At 63.7% G+C, this 20,892-nt stretch carries 12 protein-coding genes, 1 tRNA gene and 1 pseudogene; 10 read left to right on the top strand and 4 right to left on the bottom strand.

Annotated features, from left to right (window positions below; translation table 11 throughout):
* Window positions 1-23 precede the first annotated feature (23 nt).
* Both ACSQ8Y_RS13245 and ACSQ8Y_RS13240 read left to right on the top strand, forming a co-directional pair.
* On the top strand, window positions 24-623 hold the full coding sequence (locus tag ACSQ8Y_RS13245; protein WP_436266936.1) for a TetR/AcrR family transcriptional regulator: 600 nt from the start codon (window positions 24-26) through the stop codon (window positions 621-623).
* A gap of 223 nt (window positions 624-846) precedes the next feature.
* Complete coding sequence (locus ACSQ8Y_RS13240; RefSeq protein ID WP_436266935.1) at window positions 847-4,386, top strand: indolepyruvate ferredoxin oxidoreductase family protein; 3,540 nt, start codon at window positions 847-849, stop codon at window positions 4,384-4,386.
* Window positions 4,387-4,498: 112 nt separating this feature from the next.
* On the opposite strand, the gene ACSQ8Y_RS13235 is transcribed toward ACSQ8Y_RS13240, so the two are convergent.
* Window positions 4,499-5,809, bottom strand: a complete 1,311-nt coding sequence (locus tag ACSQ8Y_RS13235; RefSeq protein ID WP_436266934.1) for an MFS transporter — start codon at window positions 5,807-5,809, stop codon at window positions 4,499-4,501.
* A gap of 106 nt (window positions 5,810-5,915) precedes the next feature.
* The gene (locus ACSQ8Y_RS13230; RefSeq protein WP_436266933.1) at window positions 5,916-6,839 is read right to left on the bottom strand and encodes a LysR family transcriptional regulator; all 924 of its coding nucleotides are present in this window, start codon (window positions 6,837-6,839) and stop codon (window positions 5,916-5,918) included.
* An 89-nt stretch (window positions 6,840-6,928) separates the two neighbouring features.
* On the opposite strand from ACSQ8Y_RS13230, the gene ACSQ8Y_RS13225 reads away from it, so the two are divergent.
* From ACSQ8Y_RS13225 to ACSQ8Y_RS13200, 6 genes are all read left to right on the top strand, one after another.
* Window positions 6,929-7,891: an MBL fold metallo-hydrolase gene (locus tag ACSQ8Y_RS13225; protein ID WP_436266932.1), complete on the top strand. Its 963-nt coding sequence runs from the start codon at window positions 6,929-6,931 to the stop codon at window positions 7,889-7,891.
* A gap of 17 nt (window positions 7,892-7,908) precedes the next feature.
* On the top strand, window positions 7,909-9,624 hold the full coding sequence (locus tag ACSQ8Y_RS13220; protein WP_436269816.1) for an FAD-dependent oxidoreductase: 1,716 nt from the start codon (window positions 7,909-7,911) through the stop codon (window positions 9,622-9,624).
* A complete protein-coding gene (locus ACSQ8Y_RS13215; protein WP_436266931.1) occupies window positions 9,621-9,833 on the top strand; it encodes a DUF2783 domain-containing protein in 213 nt (70 codons plus the stop codon). Before ACSQ8Y_RS13220 ends, ACSQ8Y_RS13215 begins: the two co-directional genes overlap by 4 nt.
* A 154-nt stretch (window positions 9,834-9,987) precedes the next feature.
* Window positions 9,988-10,080: transfer RNA gene (locus tag ACSQ8Y_RS13210), tRNA-Ser, on the top strand.
* Window positions 10,081-10,522: 442 nt separating this feature from the next.
* A complete protein-coding gene (locus tag ACSQ8Y_RS13205) occupies window positions 10,523-11,488 on the top strand; it encodes a glycoside hydrolase family 43 protein (RefSeq protein ID WP_436266930.1) in 966 nt (321 codons plus the stop codon).
* Window positions 11,489-11,903: 415 nt separating this feature from the next.
* Window positions 11,904-14,537, top strand: coding sequence for a TonB-dependent receptor (locus ACSQ8Y_RS13200; protein ID WP_436266929.1), 2,634 nt, complete (start codon window positions 11,904-11,906; stop codon window positions 14,535-14,537).
* A 268-nt stretch (window positions 14,538-14,805) separates the two neighbouring features.
* On the opposite strand, the gene ACSQ8Y_RS13195 is transcribed toward ACSQ8Y_RS13200, so the two are convergent.
* Entirely contained in the window at window positions 14,806-15,912 is a 1,107-nt protein-coding gene (locus tag ACSQ8Y_RS13195; protein WP_436266928.1) for an arabinan endo-1,5-alpha-L-arabinosidase, read from the bottom strand.
* Between the two features lie 433 nt (window positions 15,913-16,345).
* On the opposite strand from ACSQ8Y_RS13195, the gene ACSQ8Y_RS13190 reads away from it, so the two are divergent.
* Window positions 16,346-17,737, top strand: coding sequence for a family 43 glycosylhydrolase (locus ACSQ8Y_RS13190; protein WP_436266927.1), 1,392 nt, complete (start codon window positions 16,346-16,348; stop codon window positions 17,735-17,737).
* 26 nt (window positions 17,738-17,763) lie between these two features.
* Here the strand turns inward: ACSQ8Y_RS13190 and ACSQ8Y_RS13185 are convergent, their stop codons facing one another.
* Window positions 17,764-18,780: a LacI family DNA-binding transcriptional regulator gene (locus tag ACSQ8Y_RS13185; protein WP_436266926.1), complete on the bottom strand. Its 1,017-nt coding sequence runs from the start codon at window positions 18,778-18,780 to the stop codon at window positions 17,764-17,766.
* 139 nt (window positions 18,781-18,919) lie between these two features.
* Between ACSQ8Y_RS13185 and ACSQ8Y_RS13180 the strand changes: the two are divergent.
* Window positions 18,920-20,869 (top strand): annotated as a pseudogene (locus ACSQ8Y_RS13180) (Tn3 family transposase); the annotation flags it as partial.
* Between the last annotated feature and the right edge of the window lie 23 nt (window positions 20,870-20,892).

The raw sequence follows: 20,892 nt of genomic DNA, 5'->3' as shown, positions 1-20,892 counted from the left end.
CCAACTCTATAAATGGAGGGATCATGCGGAAGTCGAATGCCGAGACAGCTGAAACGCGCAAGCGCATCATTGCGATGGCGTCCCGCGCCTTCCTTCGGCACGGTTTTGCGGGCGCCGGCATCGCCGACATCATGGTGGCGGCCGGCCTGACACAGGGCGGCTTTTACCGCCATTTCGAATCGAAGGAACAACTGATCGCCGAGGCCAGTGCAGCCGCGTTCGCCGAGCTGGGCGCGATGTTCGAGGCGGCCACCGCCGGCAAGCCGCCGCGCGAGGCGGTGGAAGGTATCGTCCAGCTCTATCTGCACCAGTTGCAGGCCGAGGAGCTGATCCTTCTTTGCCCGCTCGCCAACCTGGCGGGCGAGTTGCATCACGCGGACGCGCAGATCAGGACCGTCGCCAGCGGAGGTTATGCCGGGCTCGTAAAACTGATCGCCGCGCCGTTGACGCGGATGGACGTGGCTGACTCTCTCGGCTTGGCCGAGTCCATCGTCTCCCTCATGGTCGGCGCGGTCTCGCTGTCGCGGGTTGTGGGCGCGGAGGCATGCGAGCCCATCCTGGCGAATGCCCGGAACACCGTCAATTTGTTGCTGGACAGCGCAGGCAAAATCGTCAGGCAGTAAGCGCCTTTTTTTGAATTCACAGGCGGCAATGCCGCTTCCAATTCCATCCCCCGCATCCCGATTTTCGCGGTGGCAGGGCCATGAGAATCGTTTTTCATTTTCCCAGCGATTTTGGGAAGGAAAAAACCTGATCTGGAACTTTTGCGCGGATGAATAGGGGAAATATTCCCCGCTTCGCGCCATATCATTTCTCGCACTATCAGTTCCTGTGCGAGACTAAAAAATGAATTCCATGACCTTGCCGGCATCCCTGCAGCCGGCACTTGCCGACCCCGGCTATGCACTGTCCGACAACCTGACCCGCAGCGAAGGCCGTGTGTTCCTGACCGGAACGCAAGCCCTGGTGCGCTTGCTGTGCATGCAGAAAATCCTCGACGACGCGCAAGGCCTGGACACGGGCGGCTTCGTCAGCGGCTACCGCGGCTCGCCGCTGGGGGCGGTGGACCAGGAACTTTGGCGCGCGTCCAAGCTGTTGGCCCGGCACAATGTCGAATTCCTGCCCGCGATCAACGAGGAGCTGGGCGCGACCGCCGTGCTGGGCTCGCAGCAGGTGGAGGCCGACCCCACCCGCAAGGTCGACGGCGTATTCGCCATGTGGTACGGCAAAGGGCCGGGCGTTGACCGCGCGGGCGACGCGCTCAAGCACGGCCACGCCTACGGTTCCTCGCCGCGCGGCGGCGTGCTGGTCATCCTCGGCGACGACCACGGCTGCGTGTCCTCGTCGATGCCGCACCAGAGCGAACAGACGCTGATCGCCTGGGGCATGCCGGTGATTAACCCGGCCAACATCCAGGAGTACCTGGAGTTTGGCCTGTACGGCTGGGCGCTGTCGCGCTACTCGGGCGCCTGGAGCGGCTTCAAGGCCATCTCCGAAACCGTGGAGGGCGGCGCCGTGGTGGAACTGCCGCCGCTGCCGCAGTACGCCATGCCCGCCGACTACACCGCGCCGCCCGGCGGCCTGCACAACCGCTGGCCGGACCTGCCCGGCCTGGCGCTGGAGCAGCGCGTGGAGGCCAAGCTGGAAGCGGTGCAAGCCTTCGCCCGCGCCAATTCCATCGACCGCCTGGTGGTGCCCGCGCCGCGCGCCGTCATCGGCATCATCGGCGCCGGCAAGGCTTACCTTGATTTGCTTGAAGCGCTGGAGCGGCTCGGCCTGCCCTTGAGCCGCCTGGAGGAACTCGGCGTGCGCTTGTACAAGCCGGGCCTGACGTATCCGCTGGAGCGCACCCGCCTGGCAGCTTTTGCCGAGGGCTTGGAAGAAATCCTGGTGGTCGAAGAAAAGGGCGCGGTGATCGAGCAGCAGGTGAAAAATTCCTTCTACAACCTGCCGCAGGCCGCGCGCCCCGCCGTGGTCGGCAAGACCGACCGCCATGGCCATGCCCTGCTGTCCGCGCTGGGTGAACTGCGGCCGTCGCGCATCGCGCCGGCCCTCGTGCAATGGCTGGCGCCGTGGTATCCCGGACTGGACCTGCAGCGCATGCTGCCGGACTTCTGCGCAGCCGAGCTACTGTCCAACAGCGCCGACGGCGTCAAGCGCACGCCGTATTTCTGCTCCGGCTGCCCGCACAACACCTCCACCAGTGTGCCCGAAGGCAGCCGCGCCATGGCAGGTATCGGCTGCCACTTCATGGCGACGTGGATGAAGCGCGACACCAACTACCTGGCGCAGATGGGCGGCGAGGGCATCAGCTGGGTGGGCTCCTCGCGCTTCGTCGGCGAGAAGCACGTGTTCCAGAACCTGGGCGACGGCACCTACTACCACTCCGGGTCGCTGGCGATCCGCCAGGCGATTGCCGCGCGCACCAACATCACCTACAAAATCCTGTACAACGACGCCGTGGCCATGACGGGCGGCCAGCCGGTGGACGGTTCGCTGTCGGTGCCGCAGATCGTGCAGCAGGTGGTCAGCGAAGGGGCGAAGAAAGTGGTGGTAGTGACCGACCAGCCTGAGAACTACGCCGGCGTGGCACTGCCGGCCGGCGTGACGGTGCACCACCGCAGCGAACTCGATGCCATGCAGCGCATGCTGCGCGAGATCGCGGGAGTGACGGTGCTCGTGTACGACCAGACCTGCGCGGCCGAGAAGCGGCGCCGCCGCAAGAAGAACAGGCCGGATAAGGTGGTCTTCCCTGATCCCGCACGGCGCATGGTCATCAATCCCGCCGTGTGCGAAGGCTGCGGCGACTGCGGCGTGCAGTCGAACTGCCTGTCCATCCTGCCGCTGGAGACGGAGCTGGGCCGCAAGCGCCATATCGAACAGTCTTCATGCAACAAGGACTACTCCTGCGCCGAAGGGTTCTGCCCGAGCTTCGTGTCGGTGCTGGGCGGCACCCTGCGCAAGCCGGCCGCCGTGGCGCTCACGCTGGCCGACCTGGAGCTGGCGCTGGGCCGCTATCCCGCTCCCGCGCCGCGCGCGCTGGACAAGCCCTTCGAGATCCTGGTGGCCGGCGTAGGCGGCACCGGCATCGTCACCGTGGGCGCGCTGATCACGATGGCCGCGCACCTGGAAGGCAAGGGTGCCTCCACGCTGGACTTCATGGGTTTCGCACAGAAGGGCGGAGCAGTGCTGTCGCATGTGCGCGTGGCGTCGTCGCCGTCGGCGCTGAACCAGGTGCGCATCGACCTGCAGCAGGCCGACGCGGTGTTCGCCTGCGACCTGGTGGTGGCGGCCATGCCGGACAGCCTGTCGGTGATGCGGCGCGGCCACACACAAGTAGTGGCCAACGAGCGCGAAATTCCGACGGCCGAATTCACACGCGACCGCGATGCGTCGATCGACAAGGAAGGCCTGCTGGAAAAGCTGGCTTCGGCGGCCGGCGGCAGCAATGTGCTGCAGCTGGACGCGCAGGACATCGCGGCGCGTTTCCTCGGCGATCCCATCGGCGGCAATATCCTGCTGATGGGGTTTGCGTGGCAGCAGGGCTTGGTGCCCGCAGGGCTGGAAGCGCTGATGCGTGCCATAGAGTTGAACGGCGTGGCGATCGACATGAACAAGCGCGCCTTCATGCTGGGCCGGCTGGCCGCGGCCGACCGGGACGCGCTGGCGCGCCTGGCGCAGCCGCAGCAACACGTGATCCAGTTCGCCGCGCCGAAATCGCTGCCCGAGATCGTCGCCTTCCGCAAGGACTGGCTGGGTAAATACCAGAACGCGGCGTACGCGCGCGTGTACGAGGACGCCGTGGCGGCCGTCGAGCGCAGCGAAGCCAGGCTCGAAGGCGAGGACTCGAAGCGGCAGCTGAGCAAAGCCGTGGCGCGCAACCTGTTCAAGCTGATGGCCTACAAGGACGAGTACGAGGTGGCACGCCTGCACGCCGATCCGGCGTTCCGCGCGCAGATCGCCGCGCAGTTCGAAGGCGACTACAAGCTCGGTTTCCACCTCGCGCCGCCGCTGCTGGCCCGCAGGAAGCCGGGGTCGGGCACGCCGGCCAAGATGGCCTTCGGCGGCTGGATGCTGAAGGGCTTTGGTGTGCTGGCGCGCTTCAAGGGACTGCGCGGTACACCGCTGGACATCTTTGGCTACACGCAGGAGCGCCGCCGCGAGCGCGCGTCGCGCGACCGCTATCTGGCGTTTGCGCTCGGCTTGGCCGGGAGCCTAAGGCAAGGGAACAAGGCGGCGGCGCTGAAGCTGGCGCAGCTGCCGGAGCAGGTGCGCGGCTACGGCCACGTCAAGCTGGCCGCGATGGACCAGGCCGACGCGGCATGGGAGGCGCGGATGGCGGAGTTCCTGGCGCCGGCGGTGGTGGAACTCAAACGGCACGCCTGAAGGGTAGCTCGAAATACTTGTCGATCCGCGTCGGCGGAGCGCCGGTGCGCACCCCCTACGTCGCATGCTCAGAGGCTTAGCATGGATCCTGCGGGGGCGTCGGCGCCCGGCCTTAACGCCCCTTCACCCCTGCCAGCATCGCCATCGCGCTCATGACCAGCAGCGCGCTCAGAAGATAAAGCGCGTTGTCCATGCTGCCGGTGGCGGTCTTGATCTGGCCGATCACCCACGGCCCGGCGATACCGCTCGTGATGCCAACGCTGCTGATGACGGCAATGCTGCCGGCGCGCGTCTGCCGGGGCAGATGGGAGGTCGGGATAGCCCAGAAGATCGGCAGTGCGGAGAAGATCAGCGCGGTCGCCAGCGACAGCAGGGCGAGCGCCGCTGCGAGGCTGTCCGGATGCAGCGTCAGCGCGGACAGCGCCGCCGCGCCTCCGGTGGCGCACAGGGCGAAGTACTTGCGGTGCTGCGCCTTGCGGTCCGAGTGCCGGGCAATGAGGATGACGGCGACGGCGCCGATGGCGTTCGGGATCACCGAGTACAAGCTCACCATGACCACCTCGCGCACGCCGAAGTCGCGGATCATGATCGGCATCCAGAAACTGAGCGTCAGCGACGCGCAGGTCAGCGCGAAGTAGATAAAGGCGAACAGGTAGATGCGTGGATTGGAAAACACCGCCGACAGACTGTGCTTTCCGGCTCCGGGCGCATCCTGCTCCTCGGACAGATTGATCGCCAGGCGCGCTTTCTCGTCCTTGCTCAGCCACCTGGCCTGGGCCGGCCTGTCGTCCAGGTACTGGTGGGCGATCACCGCCAGCAGCAGCGCGGGAGCGCCTTCGATGGCGAACATCCACTGCCAGCCGCGCATGCCGAGCACACCCGACATGTCGCGCATGATCCAGCCCGACACCAGTCCGCCCAGCACGCCCGCCACCGCCACGCCGGCGAAGAAGAAGGACAGGACGGAGGCGCGCCGCAGCGCGGGATACCAGTAGGTCAGATACAGCACGATGCCGGGGAAGAAGCCCGCTTCGAACACGCCGAGCAGGAAGCGCAGCGTGTAGAACTGCGTGGGCGTCGCGACCCACATCATCGACACCGAGGCCGCGCCCCACAACAGCATGATGCGCACGAAGGTCCTGCGCGCGCCGAATTTTTCCAGCAGCAGGTTGCTCGGCACTTCGAACATGACGTAACCGATGTAGAACACGGCCGCGCCCAGGCCGTACATGGCGTCGCTGAAGCCCAGGTCCTGCTTCATCTGCAACTGGGCGAAGCCGATGTTGATGCGGTCCAGGAAGGACACGACGTAGCAAACGAAGAGGAAGGGGATGATGCGGAGCGATACTTTGCGGTACAGGGCCTTGTCCGGGGACGCCGCCGTGTCATGGACCTGCTGTCCATCTGCGAGAGTGGTGTACATGGTTGTCTCTTATAAGAATCGTTGTGGTGAGAGCCATGGTAGAAGTCATCCTGTTATGTGTAAATCTCGGCAACGTCATAGTCGATATGAACGCCATTCATAGGGGCTACTCCGGCCTGCCGTCGAATACATCCTTCACCAGATTGCGCAGCCACATATTGGCCGCGTCGTGGTGGTAGCGCGGGTGCCAGTGCTGGCGAATCGCGAAGGGCGGCAGGCTGACCGGCGTTTCCACCATCTTGACGGTCTTGTAGCGCACGAATTCCGTGGCCAGTTCGCGCGGCACGGTGGAGATCAGCTGCGGATTCTGCTCGATGATCATGGGCACGGTCAGGAAGTGCGGCGTGGTCAGGTACACGCGCCGGTTGCGCTCCAGCTGGTCGATCACGCTGTCGTAGCTGTCCTCGCGCCGGCCCGACAGCGACACGACGATATGCTCCATGCCGAAGAACTGGTCGGCCGACATGGACGCGCCTATGGCCCGGTTGTTGCGGTTGACGATGGTGACGAAAGTGCGCATGAACAGCTGCTGCTGGAACAGGCCTTCCGGCATCGAATGCAGCGACCCCATGGCCAGGTCGGCCTCGCCGCTTTCCAGCGCCGCGAACACCTGGCGCGGCGCGACCTGCAGCGTGCGCACCGTGCAGGACGGCGCAACCTGCCGCAGCCGCTCGATCACGCGCGGCAGAAAAATCAGTTCCCCCATGTCGGTCAGGCACAGGCCGAAACTGCGCTGCGAGGTCGCCGCGTTGAAGCCCTCGTGCACCAGCAGTTCGGTACGCACCGTGCCCATGACGGCCAGCACCGGCCCCACCAGTTCCAGCGCGCGCGGCGTGGGCTGCATGCCGCTGCCGGTCTTGAGGAACAGTGGGTCGCCGAAAAACAGGCGCAGGCGGCGCAGGGCGTGGCTGACGGCGCTTTGCGACATGTTCAGTTCCTCGGCCGCACGGCTGACGTTGCGCACCCGTATCAGCGCGTCCAGCACCGGCAGCAGATTCAGGTCCAGCTCCGTGTTATGCATGGGGTTCATATGTGTATTGAGGTGTGTGCGATTTACATATAATACTGCGGAACGTATTCTGGCGTGGCAGGTTCAGACCGACACACAGGAGACTATCCATGAGCACCAAGCAGTTCGCTTCCCAGGCCGACCTGGAAGAAAAGAAGACCAGCTTCATCAAACTGTCCGACAACGCCTACGCCTACACCGCCGAAGGGGACCCCAACTCGGGCGTCATCATCGGCGACGACGGCGTGATGGTGATCGACACCACCGCCACGCCCGTCATGGCGCAGGCGCTGATCCGCCACATCCGGTCCGTGACCGACCTGCCCATCAAATACGTGGTGCTGTCGCACTACCACGCGGTGCGGGTGCTGGGCGCTTCGGCCTACTTCGCCGAGGGCGCGCAGCAGATCATCGCCTCGCGCGGCACCTACGAGCTGATCGCCGAGCGTGGCGCGCAGGACATGCAGTCCGAGATAGAACGCTTCCCGCGCCTGTTCGCCGGCGTGGAATCGGTGCCCGGCCTGAGCTGGCCCACCATGGTGTTCGAGAAGGAGCTGACCATCTTCCTCGGCAAGCTCGAAGTGCGCCTGGCCCATATCGGCATGGGCCACACCAAGGGCGACACCATCGCCTGGATACCGTCGCAGCGCATCTGCTTCTCCGGCGACCTGGTTGAATACGATGCAGCCGCCTACACCGGCGACGCGCAACTGGAGGAATGGCCGGCCACGCTGGAAGCGCTGCGCGCGCTGGACGCGCAAAAGCTGGTGCCCGGCCGCGGCCCGGCGCTGCTGAGGCCGGACGAAGTCAACGCCGGCATCGACTACACCAAGGACTTCGTCGGGACGCTGCTGCAAAGCGCGAAAGAGGCGGTGGCCGAAGGCTACGACCTGAAGCGCGCCATGGCGCACGTGCGCAAGCGCATGGATCCGAAGTTCGGCCACGTCTTCATCTACGAGCATTGCCTGCCGTTCGACGTCACGCGCGCCGTGGACGAAGCCAAGGGCGTCAAGCACCCGCGCATCTGGACGGCCGAGCGCGACAAGGAAATGTGGCACGCGCTGCAGGATTGATCATGAGCGGAGGAGACATGGACATGGATTACCAGAACCGCGTATTCACCTATGCGCGCCCGGCAGACCTGGACGCGGACAAACCCGCGCGCCACCCGGTGGTGGTGGTAGGCGCAGGCCCGGTGGGCCTGGCCACCGCCATCGACCTGGCGCAGCAGGGCATACGGACCGTGCTGCTGGACGACGACAACCGGCTCTCGACCGGCTCGCGCGCCATCTGCTTCGCCAAGCGCACGCTGGAGATATTCGACCGCCTGCACTGCGGCGAAAGGATGGCGCAGAAGGGTGTGAGCTGGAACGCCGGCAAGGTGTTCTTCAAGGACCAGCCCCTGTACGGTTTCGATCTGCTGCCGGAGGAGGGCCACCGCCGCCCGGCCTTCGTCAACCTGCAGCAGTACTACGTGGAAGGCTATCTGCACGAGCGGGCGATGCAATTGCCGGCGCTGGATCTGCGCTGGTGTTCCCGCGTCACTGCTTTGACGCAGCATGCCGGCGGGGCCGAGCTGACCGTGAGCACGCCGGACGGCGAGTACCGCCTGCAGGCCGATTACGTGGTGGCGGCGGACGGCGGCCGCAGTCAGCTGCGCGCCATGCTGGGCCAGGAAAGCAAGGGCCGCGTGTTCCGCGACCGCTTCCTCATCGCCGACGTGAAGATGAAGGCCGAGTTCCCCACCGAGCGCTGGTTCTGGTTCGACCCGCCGTTCCATCCCGGACAGTCGGTGCTGCTGCACCGGCAGCCGGACAATGTGTGGCGCATCGACTTCCAGCTCGGCTGGGACGCCGATCCCGAGCTGGAGAAATCGCCGGAACGGGTGATTCCGCGCATCAAGGCGCTGCTGGGCGAGGATGCGCAGTTCGAACTGGAGTGGATGAGCGTCTACACCTTCTGCTGCCTGCGCATGGACAGCTTCCGCCACGGCCGCGTGCTGTTCGCCGGGGACGCCGCGCACGGCGTGTCGCCCTTCGGCGCGCGCGGCGCCAACAGCGGCGTGCAGGACGCCGACAACCTGGCCTGGAAGCTCAAGCTGGTGCTGCAAGGCCAGGCGTCGGAAGCGCTGCTCGACAGCTACGCCTCGGAGCGCGAGTACGCGGCCGACGAGAACATCCTCAACTCGACCCGCGCCACCGACTTCATCACGCCCAAGAGCGCGGTGAGCCGGCTGTTCCGGGACGCCGTGCTGGAGCTGGCGCGCGAGCATGCCTTCGCGCGCACATTGGTCAACAGCGGGCGCTTGTCGGTGCCGGCCGTGTACGCCGCGTCGCCGCTCAACACGGGCGACGCCGACAGCTTCGCATCGTCCATGCGCCCCGGCTCCGCGTGCGTGGACGCCCCGGTGCGGGCAGGGGGCGCCGACGACTGGTTCCTGTCCCATGTCGGCGACGGTTTCACGGCGCTGTATTTCAGCGACGGCACGGTGGACGAAGCACAGCGGCAAACCATGCGGCAACTGGCGCAAGGCCCCATCTTTGTGCGTACGCTGGTGGTGACGCCGCCGGGCGGGCAGGGCGCGGGTGTGAAAAGCATGCTGGAAGGGGTCGTGGAAGACGCCGAAGGCTTGCTGGCCCGACGCTACGACGCCAGCCCGGGCACGTGCTATCTGCTCAGGCCCGACCAGCACGTCTGCGCGCGCTGGCGGCGCTTCGACGCAGGCCGGATAAGCGAGGCGGTCGCGCGGGCATGCGGGAATTCGCGCGAGGTGGCACACAAGGAATTGCGCGAGGTGGCGGCATGAACGGCCAACTCCAACTCGCCCCCAACCTGGCGGACGGCGACGCTTTTTACGAAATGCTGATCGATGCCCACCATGGCCTCGACGACAGCGGCAGCCAGATGCTGAATGCGAAACTGGTGCTGCTGCTGGCCAACCATATCGGCGACCTGGACGTGCTGCGCGCGGCGCTTGCAGCCGCGCGGGGCAAAGAGGTGCAATTGCCGTGTTGATTATTTAATTTGCAAGTTTGAGCTTGCGGCAGATGTACACCGCGCAGGATGTGATACATGACCTTGACCAAACGGGCGATGGCTATTACTATGACGCTCGTCTGATGTGACGCAGCGATGCGGAGCGGAAGGCGAATAGTTGAGAGATCAGCTAGGAGACGTGGCCGAGTGGCCGAAGGCACATCCCTGCTAAGGATGCATACGGCTTATACCTGTATCGTGGGTTCGAATCCCACCGTCTCCGCCAGAACAACAAAAAAAGCCTCCCCTGCGGGAGGCTTTTTTTGTTGTTCTGGACGGAACGGTGGGATTCGAAGACGGAGCCCCCTAAGGGGGGCGTAGGCTCTCCGAATCGCCCATCTGCTGCCGCGCAGCGGCAGCCCCGCGCGCCGTGGGCGCGCGACGCATGCGTTATCTAAAAAAAGCCAAGTGCCAACGGCCCGCAGACCCCGCCCACCCGCCACCACCGGCGCCTATTTCGGCGTGCGGGAAACGCCCCAACTTGTGCATGAAGGCGCCACTTGGTGATGTTCCTTTTCGTATCGAAACGGCAAAAAATATCATTGGCCATGAATCGATGGACTGCCTAGTATCTCGTCCTGAACGTTCAAGGCGGCATAAGTGGAAACCAGAAGTCGGCCAGACTGCGGTGATGCGCTTTTGTCGCGATACCAAAAACAGGAGACTACATGTTTAAGCAGCTTTTGATCGCGTCGGCAGTGCTGGCCGCGGTATCGGCCCATGCCGGCAATCCGGTCGTCAAGGACAGGTTCACGGCCGATCCCGCCGTGCTGGTGGACAACGGACGCGTCTATCTCTACACGGGCCACGACGAGGCGACGGAGACAACCGGAACCTACCTCATGAACGACTGGCGCGTCTATTCGAGCTGCGACATGCAGCACTGGACCGACCACGGCTCGCCCTTGAAGCTGTCGGATTTCAAATGGGCGAAAAAAGACGCCTTTGCCGCCGACGTCACCAAGCGCAACGGCAAGTACTACATCTACGCTCCTGTTAATCATGCGACGGTCCCCGGCTTTGCGATCGGCGTCGCGGTATCGGACAAGCCGACCGGCCCCTTCGTCGATGCGCGCGGCTCGGCGCTTGTCACCAACGACATGACCAAGGAATCGCCGATCTCCTGGGACGATATCGATCCGGCCGTTTTCATCGACGACAACGGACAAGCTTATCTCTACTGGGGCAATACCGTCCTCAAGTACGCGAAACTCAAGCCGAATATGATAGAGCTCGACGGGCCGATCCACACACAGGGCATGGACAACTTCGTCGAAGCGCCGTACCTGCACAAGCATGGCGGCACCTACTACCTGTCCTACTCGCGCAATTTCCCGGAAGAGACCGCCTACATGACCGGTCCGAGCGCGACCGGCCCCTGGACCTACCGCGGCGTGATCATGAACAAGAACACGCATACCAAGACGATCCACCAGGCCATCGTCGATTTCAACGGCAAGTCCTACATCTTCTATCACAACACCGCCGTGCCTGGCGGCGGCGAAGACCGCCGTTCGGTCGCGGTAGAGGAATTCCAATACGCGGCCGACGGCACCATCCCGTTCATCGCCCAGACCGTGGACGGTCCGGCGCCCAATCCGAGCAAGGGTTGCGCCGCTGTGCAGACACGGTAATGCGGACGGGACGCGTGACTGAACAGCGTCGCTCCGCCATCGGCCAAGCTGCCGTCATGTCGCCTGTCGCCGTATCGGCGAGATCGGCAGGCCGTTAGTGATGACCCGCTCGTCCGCGCCGACGGGAAACCAAGCCCGCTGCGCTTTTCAGCGCAGAAGCGCCAGACCAGACGCCTCAATGAACCAGGCCGCGTGGCAGCATATTGCTGATTGTGCTTGAGTTTAGTTTTACGTTAAACTACAATCCATTCCAAACCGGACATAGCACTCGATGTCGTCATGGCGCAAGCCATGGCGATACCCCATGCGGGCAGAGAGACGACAGTCCGTTTTTTAAAATGACGGTGGTTTAACGATAAACCTAAGTCGTGGGGTAAGCAGTTTTCAATTACAACAGGAAAGAAGGGGAGACCAAATGAGTGCGAACAAATCTGCGCCACTGGCGTTGAAGTTGACCGTTGCCGCGCTGGCATCGGCTGGTGTGTTGAGCAGCGCTTCGGTGTGGGCGCAGCAAGCCGCGCCGGCGGACACGCCACAGGCGGCCGACAGCAATGTGGTCGTCGTGACCGGTGTACGCCGGGCCGCGCAAACGGCGCAAAAGATCAAGCAGGACGCCGACAACGTCATCGATTCGATCGTGGCCGACGATATCGGCAAATTCCCGGATACCAACGTGGCCCAGACCCTGGCGCGCGTCAGCGGCATCCAGGTGCGGCGCGACGCCGGCGAAGCGAACTCGGTGCTGATCCGCGGCTTGCCAGGGATTGCCACCCTGCTTAACGGCCGCGAGGTGTTCACCACCACCGGCCGTTATATCCAGCTGGCCGACATTCCATCGACCATGCTGCAGCGCGTGGATGTCTACAAATCGCAGAGCGCCGAACTGGTCGAAGGCGGTATCGCCGGCGTCATCGACGTGCGCACCAATCGTCCATTCGATTTCAAAGGCGCCACCGCCAACGTGATCGTCGGCGTACGCAATCAGGACAAGGCCCACCGGTCCGATCCGGAAGCGAGCGCGCTGTTCTCGAATCGCTGGAAGACCGGCGCCGGCGAATTCGGCGCCCTCGTTGGCCTGTCCTACGTGAAGAATAACTTCTGGGAAGAGCGTACCTTCCAATCCTTCCCCATCCAGAGGGATTGGCTGCTGCCAAAGCTGACCGGTCCCGAGGTCATCGGCCTGCAAGCGATCTACGGCAAGCGTGAACGCACTGCGGCCAATTTCGCCTTGCAGTTCCGTCCGAACAGCGACCTTGAACTCTACGCCGAAGGCCTGGCTTCGCACTACAACAACCACGACCAGACCAATCTTTTCGTCGGCATTCCATGGTGGGCGGACAGCTCCAGCATTACCGCCACCAAGATACCCGGTACCGACGAGCTCGATACGGTGAACTCGAAAAATGCCAACTCCATCCTGTCCACCCAAGCCCGTCACACGGACAACAAGACGGCCCAGTTTGCCGTCGGCGCCAGGTGGAAGGTCACGCCCGGCTTGCGCGTGACGTCCGAACTGGCGCGTACCGACTCGAAGTACGTCTGGCGCAACCCCATTCTGGATAATCTGATCACCGCGCCGAACGTGTACTCGAAGACCAACGTCGACGGCGGCGCCTATTTGCAATGGAGCGGCATCGACATCGGCGATGGGCGCAATGTCAGGCTGTTCCAGCTGTTCGACCGTTATGGCAACGACAAGGGCGGTTCGACCGACCTGCGCGCCGATGCCACCTTTACCCCTGCGAACGACGGCTTCTTCAAGGAATTCTCGGCGGGCGTGCGCGCCAACCACCGCACGGCCGAGTCGATCAAGTCGTTCGAGGGCAGCGTCAGCGCGCCGTCCAACGTAAAAGCATCGAGCCTGCCCGGCTTGAGCTGTACCGTGCCGACGATGTCGCAAGATTACGGCACGCAGAACTGGCATACCCCATGCGCCGGCTTCCTGCTTGACGATACCTCGGCGGTACGCCAGGCGGTGACGGGGAGCTCGGCCGCCAAGCCTATCGATCCGGGTTCCTTCTTCCGGGACGGTGAAAAGAACTACGCCATGTATGTGTCGGGCAAAGTGGGCTTCGACCTGGGCGCCGTTCCGGTCGACGGGGTGCTGGGAGTGCGCGTGACCAGGACCGATGCCGACCTGGTCGGCAAGAGCCTGGTCAATGGCCAGTACGTCGATACGCCCGTCAGCGCCAGCGGGACCGATGTGCTGCCGAGCGCCAGCTTCAAAGCCAAGCTGCCGCACGACGTGGTCGGTCGCCTGGCCTACGCCAAGACGCTGACACGTCCCGGTTTTTCCCAGCTGAACCCAGGCACCGCCTATGTGAACGCGAACGGCACGACGGTGCAGGCGACGGCATCGGGAGGCAATCCCAACCTTCAGCCATTCACCGGCCAAAACCTGGATACGGCGCTGGAATGGTATTTCGCACCGACCGGCATGCTCAGCACTACCGTGTTCCGCCATAACTTCGACGGCTACATCATTAACAAGTCCCAGCCGGAAATCTTCCAGGGGGTGAAATTCGATACATCCCGTCCGTACAACACGGACAAGGGCCACCTGCAAGGCGTCGAACTGTCCTACCGCCAGTTCTATGACCGGCTGCCGGGCTGGCTGGGCGGTTTCGGCCTGGAAGCGAACGCCACCTATATGGAGGGCGGCCTGACATCGTCGGCCACGCCCAACCTGGCGGGCAAGCCGTTCAGCGGACTGTCGAAGACCGCTTACAACATCGTCGCCTTGTATGACAGGTCGGGGGTGTCCGCGCGCCTGGCCTACAACTGGCGTTCGAAGTTCGTGCAGGTCTACGGCGATCGCCCGGGCAATGCAGGCACCGCGCCGGCACGCGACCTGATCGCCGCGCCGCTGTCGACACTGGACGGGTCGCTGAGCTACAAAATCAGCCCGAACCTGTCGATCAACCTGACCGGTACCAACCTGCTTAACTTCAAGTACGTCGACTACTGGGACAATAAAGACCTTTATCCACGCGATACCCGCCGCTATGACCGCACGCTGGGCGCCTCCCTGAACTGGAAGATCAACTAAAGATCAGTCTGGCCAAGTTTCAACTCCTACTGCCAGAGGGCAGTCTTGGCAGCTTCGGCTGCCTTTTTTACGTTGGTGCGCGGCGGCGATGAAATCAATCTGTCTCGGCCAAGGCGTCTTTGAGGATCGATGCGGGGAGGGGGCTGGACGTGGGCGACCTGGAACGGTCGGGCGGGCGGCGCCGCTATCGGATTGGCAGGCGCACACGGCACGCCTGCCAGAAGTGACGTAAAGAAGTGACGTAAAGAAGTGACGTAACTGAATGCGCTTACTTGCCCGCGAAGGACTTCTGTTCGAAGGCGTCCATCTCGAACTTGGTCTTGGTCGGCTCGACCGTCGGCCAGCCATCGGCATCCATGTAGAGGGGCCTGATGTTGAGCAGCGACTGGTAATTGAACGCCTTGGTGTAGGCGTGATAGACCAGGTAAGTGGTATCGCCTTCCACGAAGATGCCGTTATGGCCGCGGCCGGGCTCGCTCTCGTCGCCCGCCAGCAGCACCGTGTATTGATCGTCGACCCAGCTGCCGCCATCCTTGCTAAGGTAAGGGCCTGCGATATTTTTGGAGCGGCCGATCACCATCTGGTAGGTGCTGTTCGCGCCGCTGCAGCAGATGCCGCGCGAGGCAAAGATATAGTAGTACTGCGGGTCCTTGATCAGGAAGACGCCTTCGCCTAGCGACTTGGTGAGGACCGTCGGCGTCGGGGTCTCGGACAGCAGCTTGCCCGTCTGGCGATCGAGTTCGACCATCCGCAGTCCTGCTTTATAGGAGCCGTACAGCAGGTAGACCTTGCCGTCCTTGTCGACGAAGACGTTCGGGTCGATGACGTTGACGCCTTCGCCGCCGTTCTTGAAGGAGATGACTTGGCCCTGGTCTTCCCATTTGTAGGCTGGATCGCTCGGATCGAGGGTGGTATTGGTGGCGAGTCCGACGCTGGAATTGAAATTCATCCAGGCCGACACAGAGTAGTACATCCAGTATTTGCCATCGCGCCAGGAAATGTCCGGCGCCCAGATCTGGGCGCCTTGCGGGATGTCGCGGCTCCACCAGTCGAGCTTGAAGCCATCTTTGAAGACGGCGCCTGCGTTCGTCCAGGTGACCATATCCTTCGACGTCTTGATGCCGGTGCCGGTGCCGAATACGTAGTAGGTATCGCCGCCCTTGATCATCACCGGATCATGCACGCCGAGGGCGCCTTTGAGACCCTTGCTTTCGATGTAGCCAGGCAAGGGCGTGGCCGGTACCACAGGGACGGGATTGAGCGCGGGAGCGGGAGCGGGCGCGGCACCGTTTGTACCGGAACCGCAAGCTGCCAACAGGAGTGCGGGAAGCAGGCCGTTCGGCCAGCGCAGCCCGTAAATGGAGTGTCTCTTCATGTTTATTTTTACTTCTTTCATTGAACGATGGTGGAGGAGAAAAATCCTCGCAATACCCAGGCATGGTGATGGAACAGGGCGGCAAGCAGCGCGCATGGCAGTGACGCCACCGCGTGAAGTTTATCGTTAAACCCCATTCCTTCCGCGATCCTAGTTTAACGTAAAACAAAAATCAAGAAGAATCTCTGTCCGTGCCGGTGCCGTCCTTATGTAATGCAGCTGGCAGCAATGGCCGAAGTTACGGCACCTGTTCCTTAGCGTACGCGCGCCGGGGTTTTCTGTGACATGCCCGTTGCATCCCGAAAGTGATATTGCTTATGAAAAAAAACTAATTGGCGCTGACGGGCTTCCTGCACTTATATTCAAACGAGTGATGCGATGCGGCTTGCCCCTTGTCGCGTTTTCTCGACCAGGACCAGACAGGAGGATGTCCATGAAGAAGTTTGCATTCGGATTTTTCGCAGTGCTTGCTGCATTGGCTGCACCGGCGCGTGCGCAAGTGACCGTCAGCGACAGCGTGCAGTTCAAGATCAAAAACGTCAACAGCGGGCTGGCCCTGGGTATTCCGGGCGCCAGCCAGAGCGCGGGAACCGGCGCGATCCAATGGACCGACAACGGCGCCGGCGACCAGCTGTGGCATTTCATCCCGATGGGCAGCGGCCGCTACAACATCGAAAACCTGGCAACGCATCAGGTGCTGGGTGTGGCGAACGGTTCGAAAACCAATGGCGCGCAGGTGCTGCAGTGGGCCGACAGCGGCAGCGCCGACCACCTGTGGACGCTCAGCCAAGCTGCCAGCGGCAACTATCTGATCAAGAACGTCAACAGCGGCCTGTACCTGGAGGTCTACCAGGGCAGCAAAGTGGCCGGCGCCAGCGTCGATCAATGGGGGGCCACAGGCTGCCTTTGCCAGGAATGGCAGCTGGTGAGCACCGGTACGGCGGCCTACGCCATGCCGGGTGTCGTGGGTGGCGCCACCCGTGTGCACGACCCGTTCATGCTGCGCGATGCGGGCGGCACCTATTGGCTGTACGGCACCAACAATACGCTCGCTTCGTCCACCGACCGCAGCACTTTCACCAATGCCGGCAGCGCGCTCAACCCTATCCCTGCGTGGACCGCGACCTATACCAAAGGCGGCACGCTGTGGGCGCCCCAGGTGGTATATATGAACAACAAGTACTACCAGTACTACTCGGCGTCGACCAACGGCTCGCAGACCTCGGCCATCGGCCTGGCCACCGCCACAACCCCGAACAGCACCACGTGGGCAGACCAGGGCATCGTGATTTCGTCCACCCCTTCCCAACCCTACAATGCGATCGACCCCAGCGTCCTGAAAGACCAGAGCGGCAACTGGTGGATGTCGTTCGGCTCGTGGTGGAACGGCCTGTACATGATGCAGCTCGATCCGGCCACCGGCAAGCAGTCCACCACCAACACCGCGCTCTACCAGCTGGCCAAGCGCGGCAATGGCCTGGAAGGCTCGTTCCTGTACTACTACAACGGCTATTACTATCTGTTCGCCTCGGTCAACGTCTGCTGCAGCGGCGTCGGCAGCACCTACCACACCATCGTGGGACGCTCCAGCGCCATAACCGGTCCCTATGTCGATCGCGGCGGCGTCAATATGGTCAACGGCGGCGGCACCATCCTGGTCAGCGCGCACGCCAACGTCAACGGTCCGGGCGGCGAGAGCTTGCTGACCGACACCGACGGCCCGGTGATGGTGTACCACTATTACGACGGCAACAACAACGGCGCCGAAACGCTTGGCATCAATAAAGTCGGCTTCACCGCCGATGGCTGGCCATATCTTTATTAAGCGCCGAGACTGGCTGCCGGTGGGGGCTACGCCGGCAACCGGGCGGTGGATGCCCGCACCACCAGTCGCAGGTCGTCGATGCGTTCCATCGGCGGCGCCGCGTGTTTCCCTGCCTGGAGTTCGATCAGCAGCTCGATGCCGCGCTCGGCCATGCGTGCGGTGGGAATGGCGACCGTGGTCAAGGAGGGCCGCGCCTGGCTCGCCAGCATGATGTCGGTAATGCTGGCCACGGAGAGATCGTCGGGCAGGGTGCGCCCCAGCTCCGCCGCCGCCTCCAGCACGCCAAGCGCGGCCAGATCGTTGGAAACGAAGACGGCCGTCAGTTCCGGCATGGCCGACAGCAGTGCCAGCGCCGCTTCTTTTCCCCCTTCAAAGGTATCTTCGCAATAGCGCACCGCGCCGGCCGGGCAGCTTGTCCGTGCGGCGCGCATACTCTCGCGGAAACCCTTGTAGCGCATATTGTGTATGCCGTTCTTCGGGCTGGCGATGATCGCCCCGATCTTCTTGTGCCCGAGCTCTAGCAGGTGTTCCGTGGCCATGCGCCCGGCGCGACGGCCGTCGAATGCCAGGCAGGGGATGCCGGGATGGGTGTCGGGGTCTTCCCAAAAATCGAGCACGACGGGAACGCCTTGTTCACCGACGCGCTTGAGCTGATCGAAATCGATATTCGGATTGTTGGCCACCAGGATGCCGTCGGACAGCGAGCCGGCCACCGCGTTAAGGAAGCGGGTTTTGTCGTCCAGCTCATAGTCTGTGTTGCAGACGATGAGGTAACGGCCCTGGCGCAGGGCGGCCTGGCCGACGTGCAGCATGAATTCCGGATAAAACGGGTTGGTGATGCAGCTTAACATCAGCGCGAACGTGGGCGCCTTGCCTTCCACCAGTGCGCGCGCCGTCAGGTTGGGGCGATAGCCCATCAGCGCGACCGCGTCGAGCACGCGCTGGCGCGTCGCCTCGCTGGTCTTGCCGCGCCCGCGCAGCACATTGGTGACCGTGGTCGGCGTGACGCCGGCATGGGCTGCGACTTCCTTGATTGTTGCCATTCATTTTCCTGTCAATGTTGTCGATTTGTCGATTTATCGACGTGACGAGATTTTGCTTGAAATAAGTTTTACGCTCAACTAAAATTCGTTCAACTTGAGGTTTAACGATAAACCTCGGCAAAAATACAGAGACTTGACTATGCCGCGCCGCTCCCTGCTGTCTGCCGCCGAACGCCATACCTTGCTGGCCATGCCTGGGCAGCTGGACGAATTGCGGCGCGTGTACAGCTTCGATGAGGCGGACATGGCGCAGATCCGCCGCCGCCGGGGCGACGCCAACCGTCTCGGCTTTGCCGTGCAGCTGGCCGTGCTGCGCTATCCCGGCTGTGCCATGGGAAGCGAGGCGCGGGTACCCGGAGCCATGCTTGACTGGATCGCCAGCCAGGCCGGGGTCGATGCCGCTTGCTGGCCGCGCTATGGCATGCGTGAAGAAACGCGGCGTGAACATCTGCAGCAGTTGCGCGCCCATCTCGGCTTGTCGGTGTTCGGGCTGGCGGCCTGCCGTCCGCTGCTGCGCTCGCTTACCGAGCTCGCCATCCGCACCGACAGTGCGCTGTTGCTGGCCGAACATGCGCTCGCCAGCTTGCGCGAGCGGCGGGTGATGGTGCCGCCGCTGAACGTTATCGACCGGCTGTGCGCGGAAGCGCTCGCCCGCGCCGAGCGCCGCGGTTACCGCAGCCTGGCCGGATCCTTGACCCAACAGCACCGCGCCCGCCTGGACAGCCTGCTTCAGATGAAAACACCCGGCAGTCTGACGTGGCTCACGTGGCTGCGGCAGTCGCCGTCGAATCAGGGCGTGCACGCCATGCTCGGGCATATGGCCCGGCTCAAGAAGCTGCAATGGCTCGATCTGCCCGACGGCATCGGCCGCGAAATCGATGCGCACCGCCTGCGCAAGATGGCGTGCGAAGGGGAGCAGGCGCCGACGGCCGACTTCGCCAAATTCGACGGCGAGCGGCGTTACGCCATGCTCGCGGCCGTGGCGCGGGAGCGGACGGCGACTATCACCGACGAGATCATCGAGCTGCACGAGCGGATTCTGGGCGCGCTTCTGGCTGGCGCGAGGAGGAAATATCACCAGCATGCCCAGGCACAGGGCAAGGGAGTCGACGCGATGGAAGCGCAAGCCGCGCGCATGGGGCGGGCGTTGCTGGAGAACGGCCAGGCCGCTGTCGAGGCGATCGTTTCCTGGGACAAGGCCGGCGGCGACGCCTGCAATCGTCTGCCGGCGCCCGCATCGGGCGCGCACCTGCGCTTCATCGGCGAGCAGTACGGCACGCTGCGCCGCTACGCCCCAGCCATGCTGGACCTGCTCACCTTGCGTGCCAGGCCGGCCGGGCGGGATGTGCTCGCTGCCATCCAGGTCGTGCGCCGCGTGAACGCGAGCGGCGTGCTGAGCGTGCCGACGGATGCGCCCACCGCCTTCATGGCGCCGCGCTGGGGGGCGCTGCCTGCCGGCGGCGTTGGTATAGATCGGCGCCTGTATGAAATCTGCGCCCTCGATGAATTGAGTAAAGCGCTGCGTTGCGGCGACATCTGGTCGGAAGGGGCGTGCCAGTTCAACAATTTCGACGAGCATCTGGTACCCGTCAACAAATTCAAGGCCCTGTTGCGCACCAGGCAGCTGCCTCTGGCGATTGGCGTAGACTGCGACCGCTATCTGGACGATAGGCTGGTGCTGCTGCAAGAGCGGATGGATCAGGTCGACCGGCTCGCCCGCATCAACGCGCTGCCCGGTGTCGTCATCGACGGATCCGGGCTGCACTTCGCGCCGCCGAACGGGGCCATGGGCACCGCCGCCCAGACGCGCATCGCGCAGCCGGCCTTGGGGCTGCCGAGCGTGAAGATCACCGATCTGCTGCTGGAAGTGGATGAATGGACCGGATTCACCCGCCACTTCGTGCGCCTGAAAGACGGCAAGCCGGCCAAGGACAAGGCCATGCTGCTGTCCGTAATACTGGCCGATGGCATCAACCTCGGCTTGCACAAGATGGCCGGCGCCTGCCCCGGCGCGACCTACTCGAAACTGGCGTGGCTGCAAGCCTGGCATGTGCGGGACGATAGCTATTCGGCCGCGCTGGCCGCCTTGTCCGGCTTTTCCGGCACGGCCAA

Origin of the sequence: Pseudoduganella sp. LjRoot289, assembly GCF_964252925.1 — a bacterium.
Lineage (GTDB): Bacteria > Pseudomonadota > Gammaproteobacteria > Burkholderiales > Burkholderiaceae_D > Rugamonas.
Note: the sequence above shows the minus strand (reverse complement) of the source record. Positions and strands in the feature narration are given on the sequence as shown.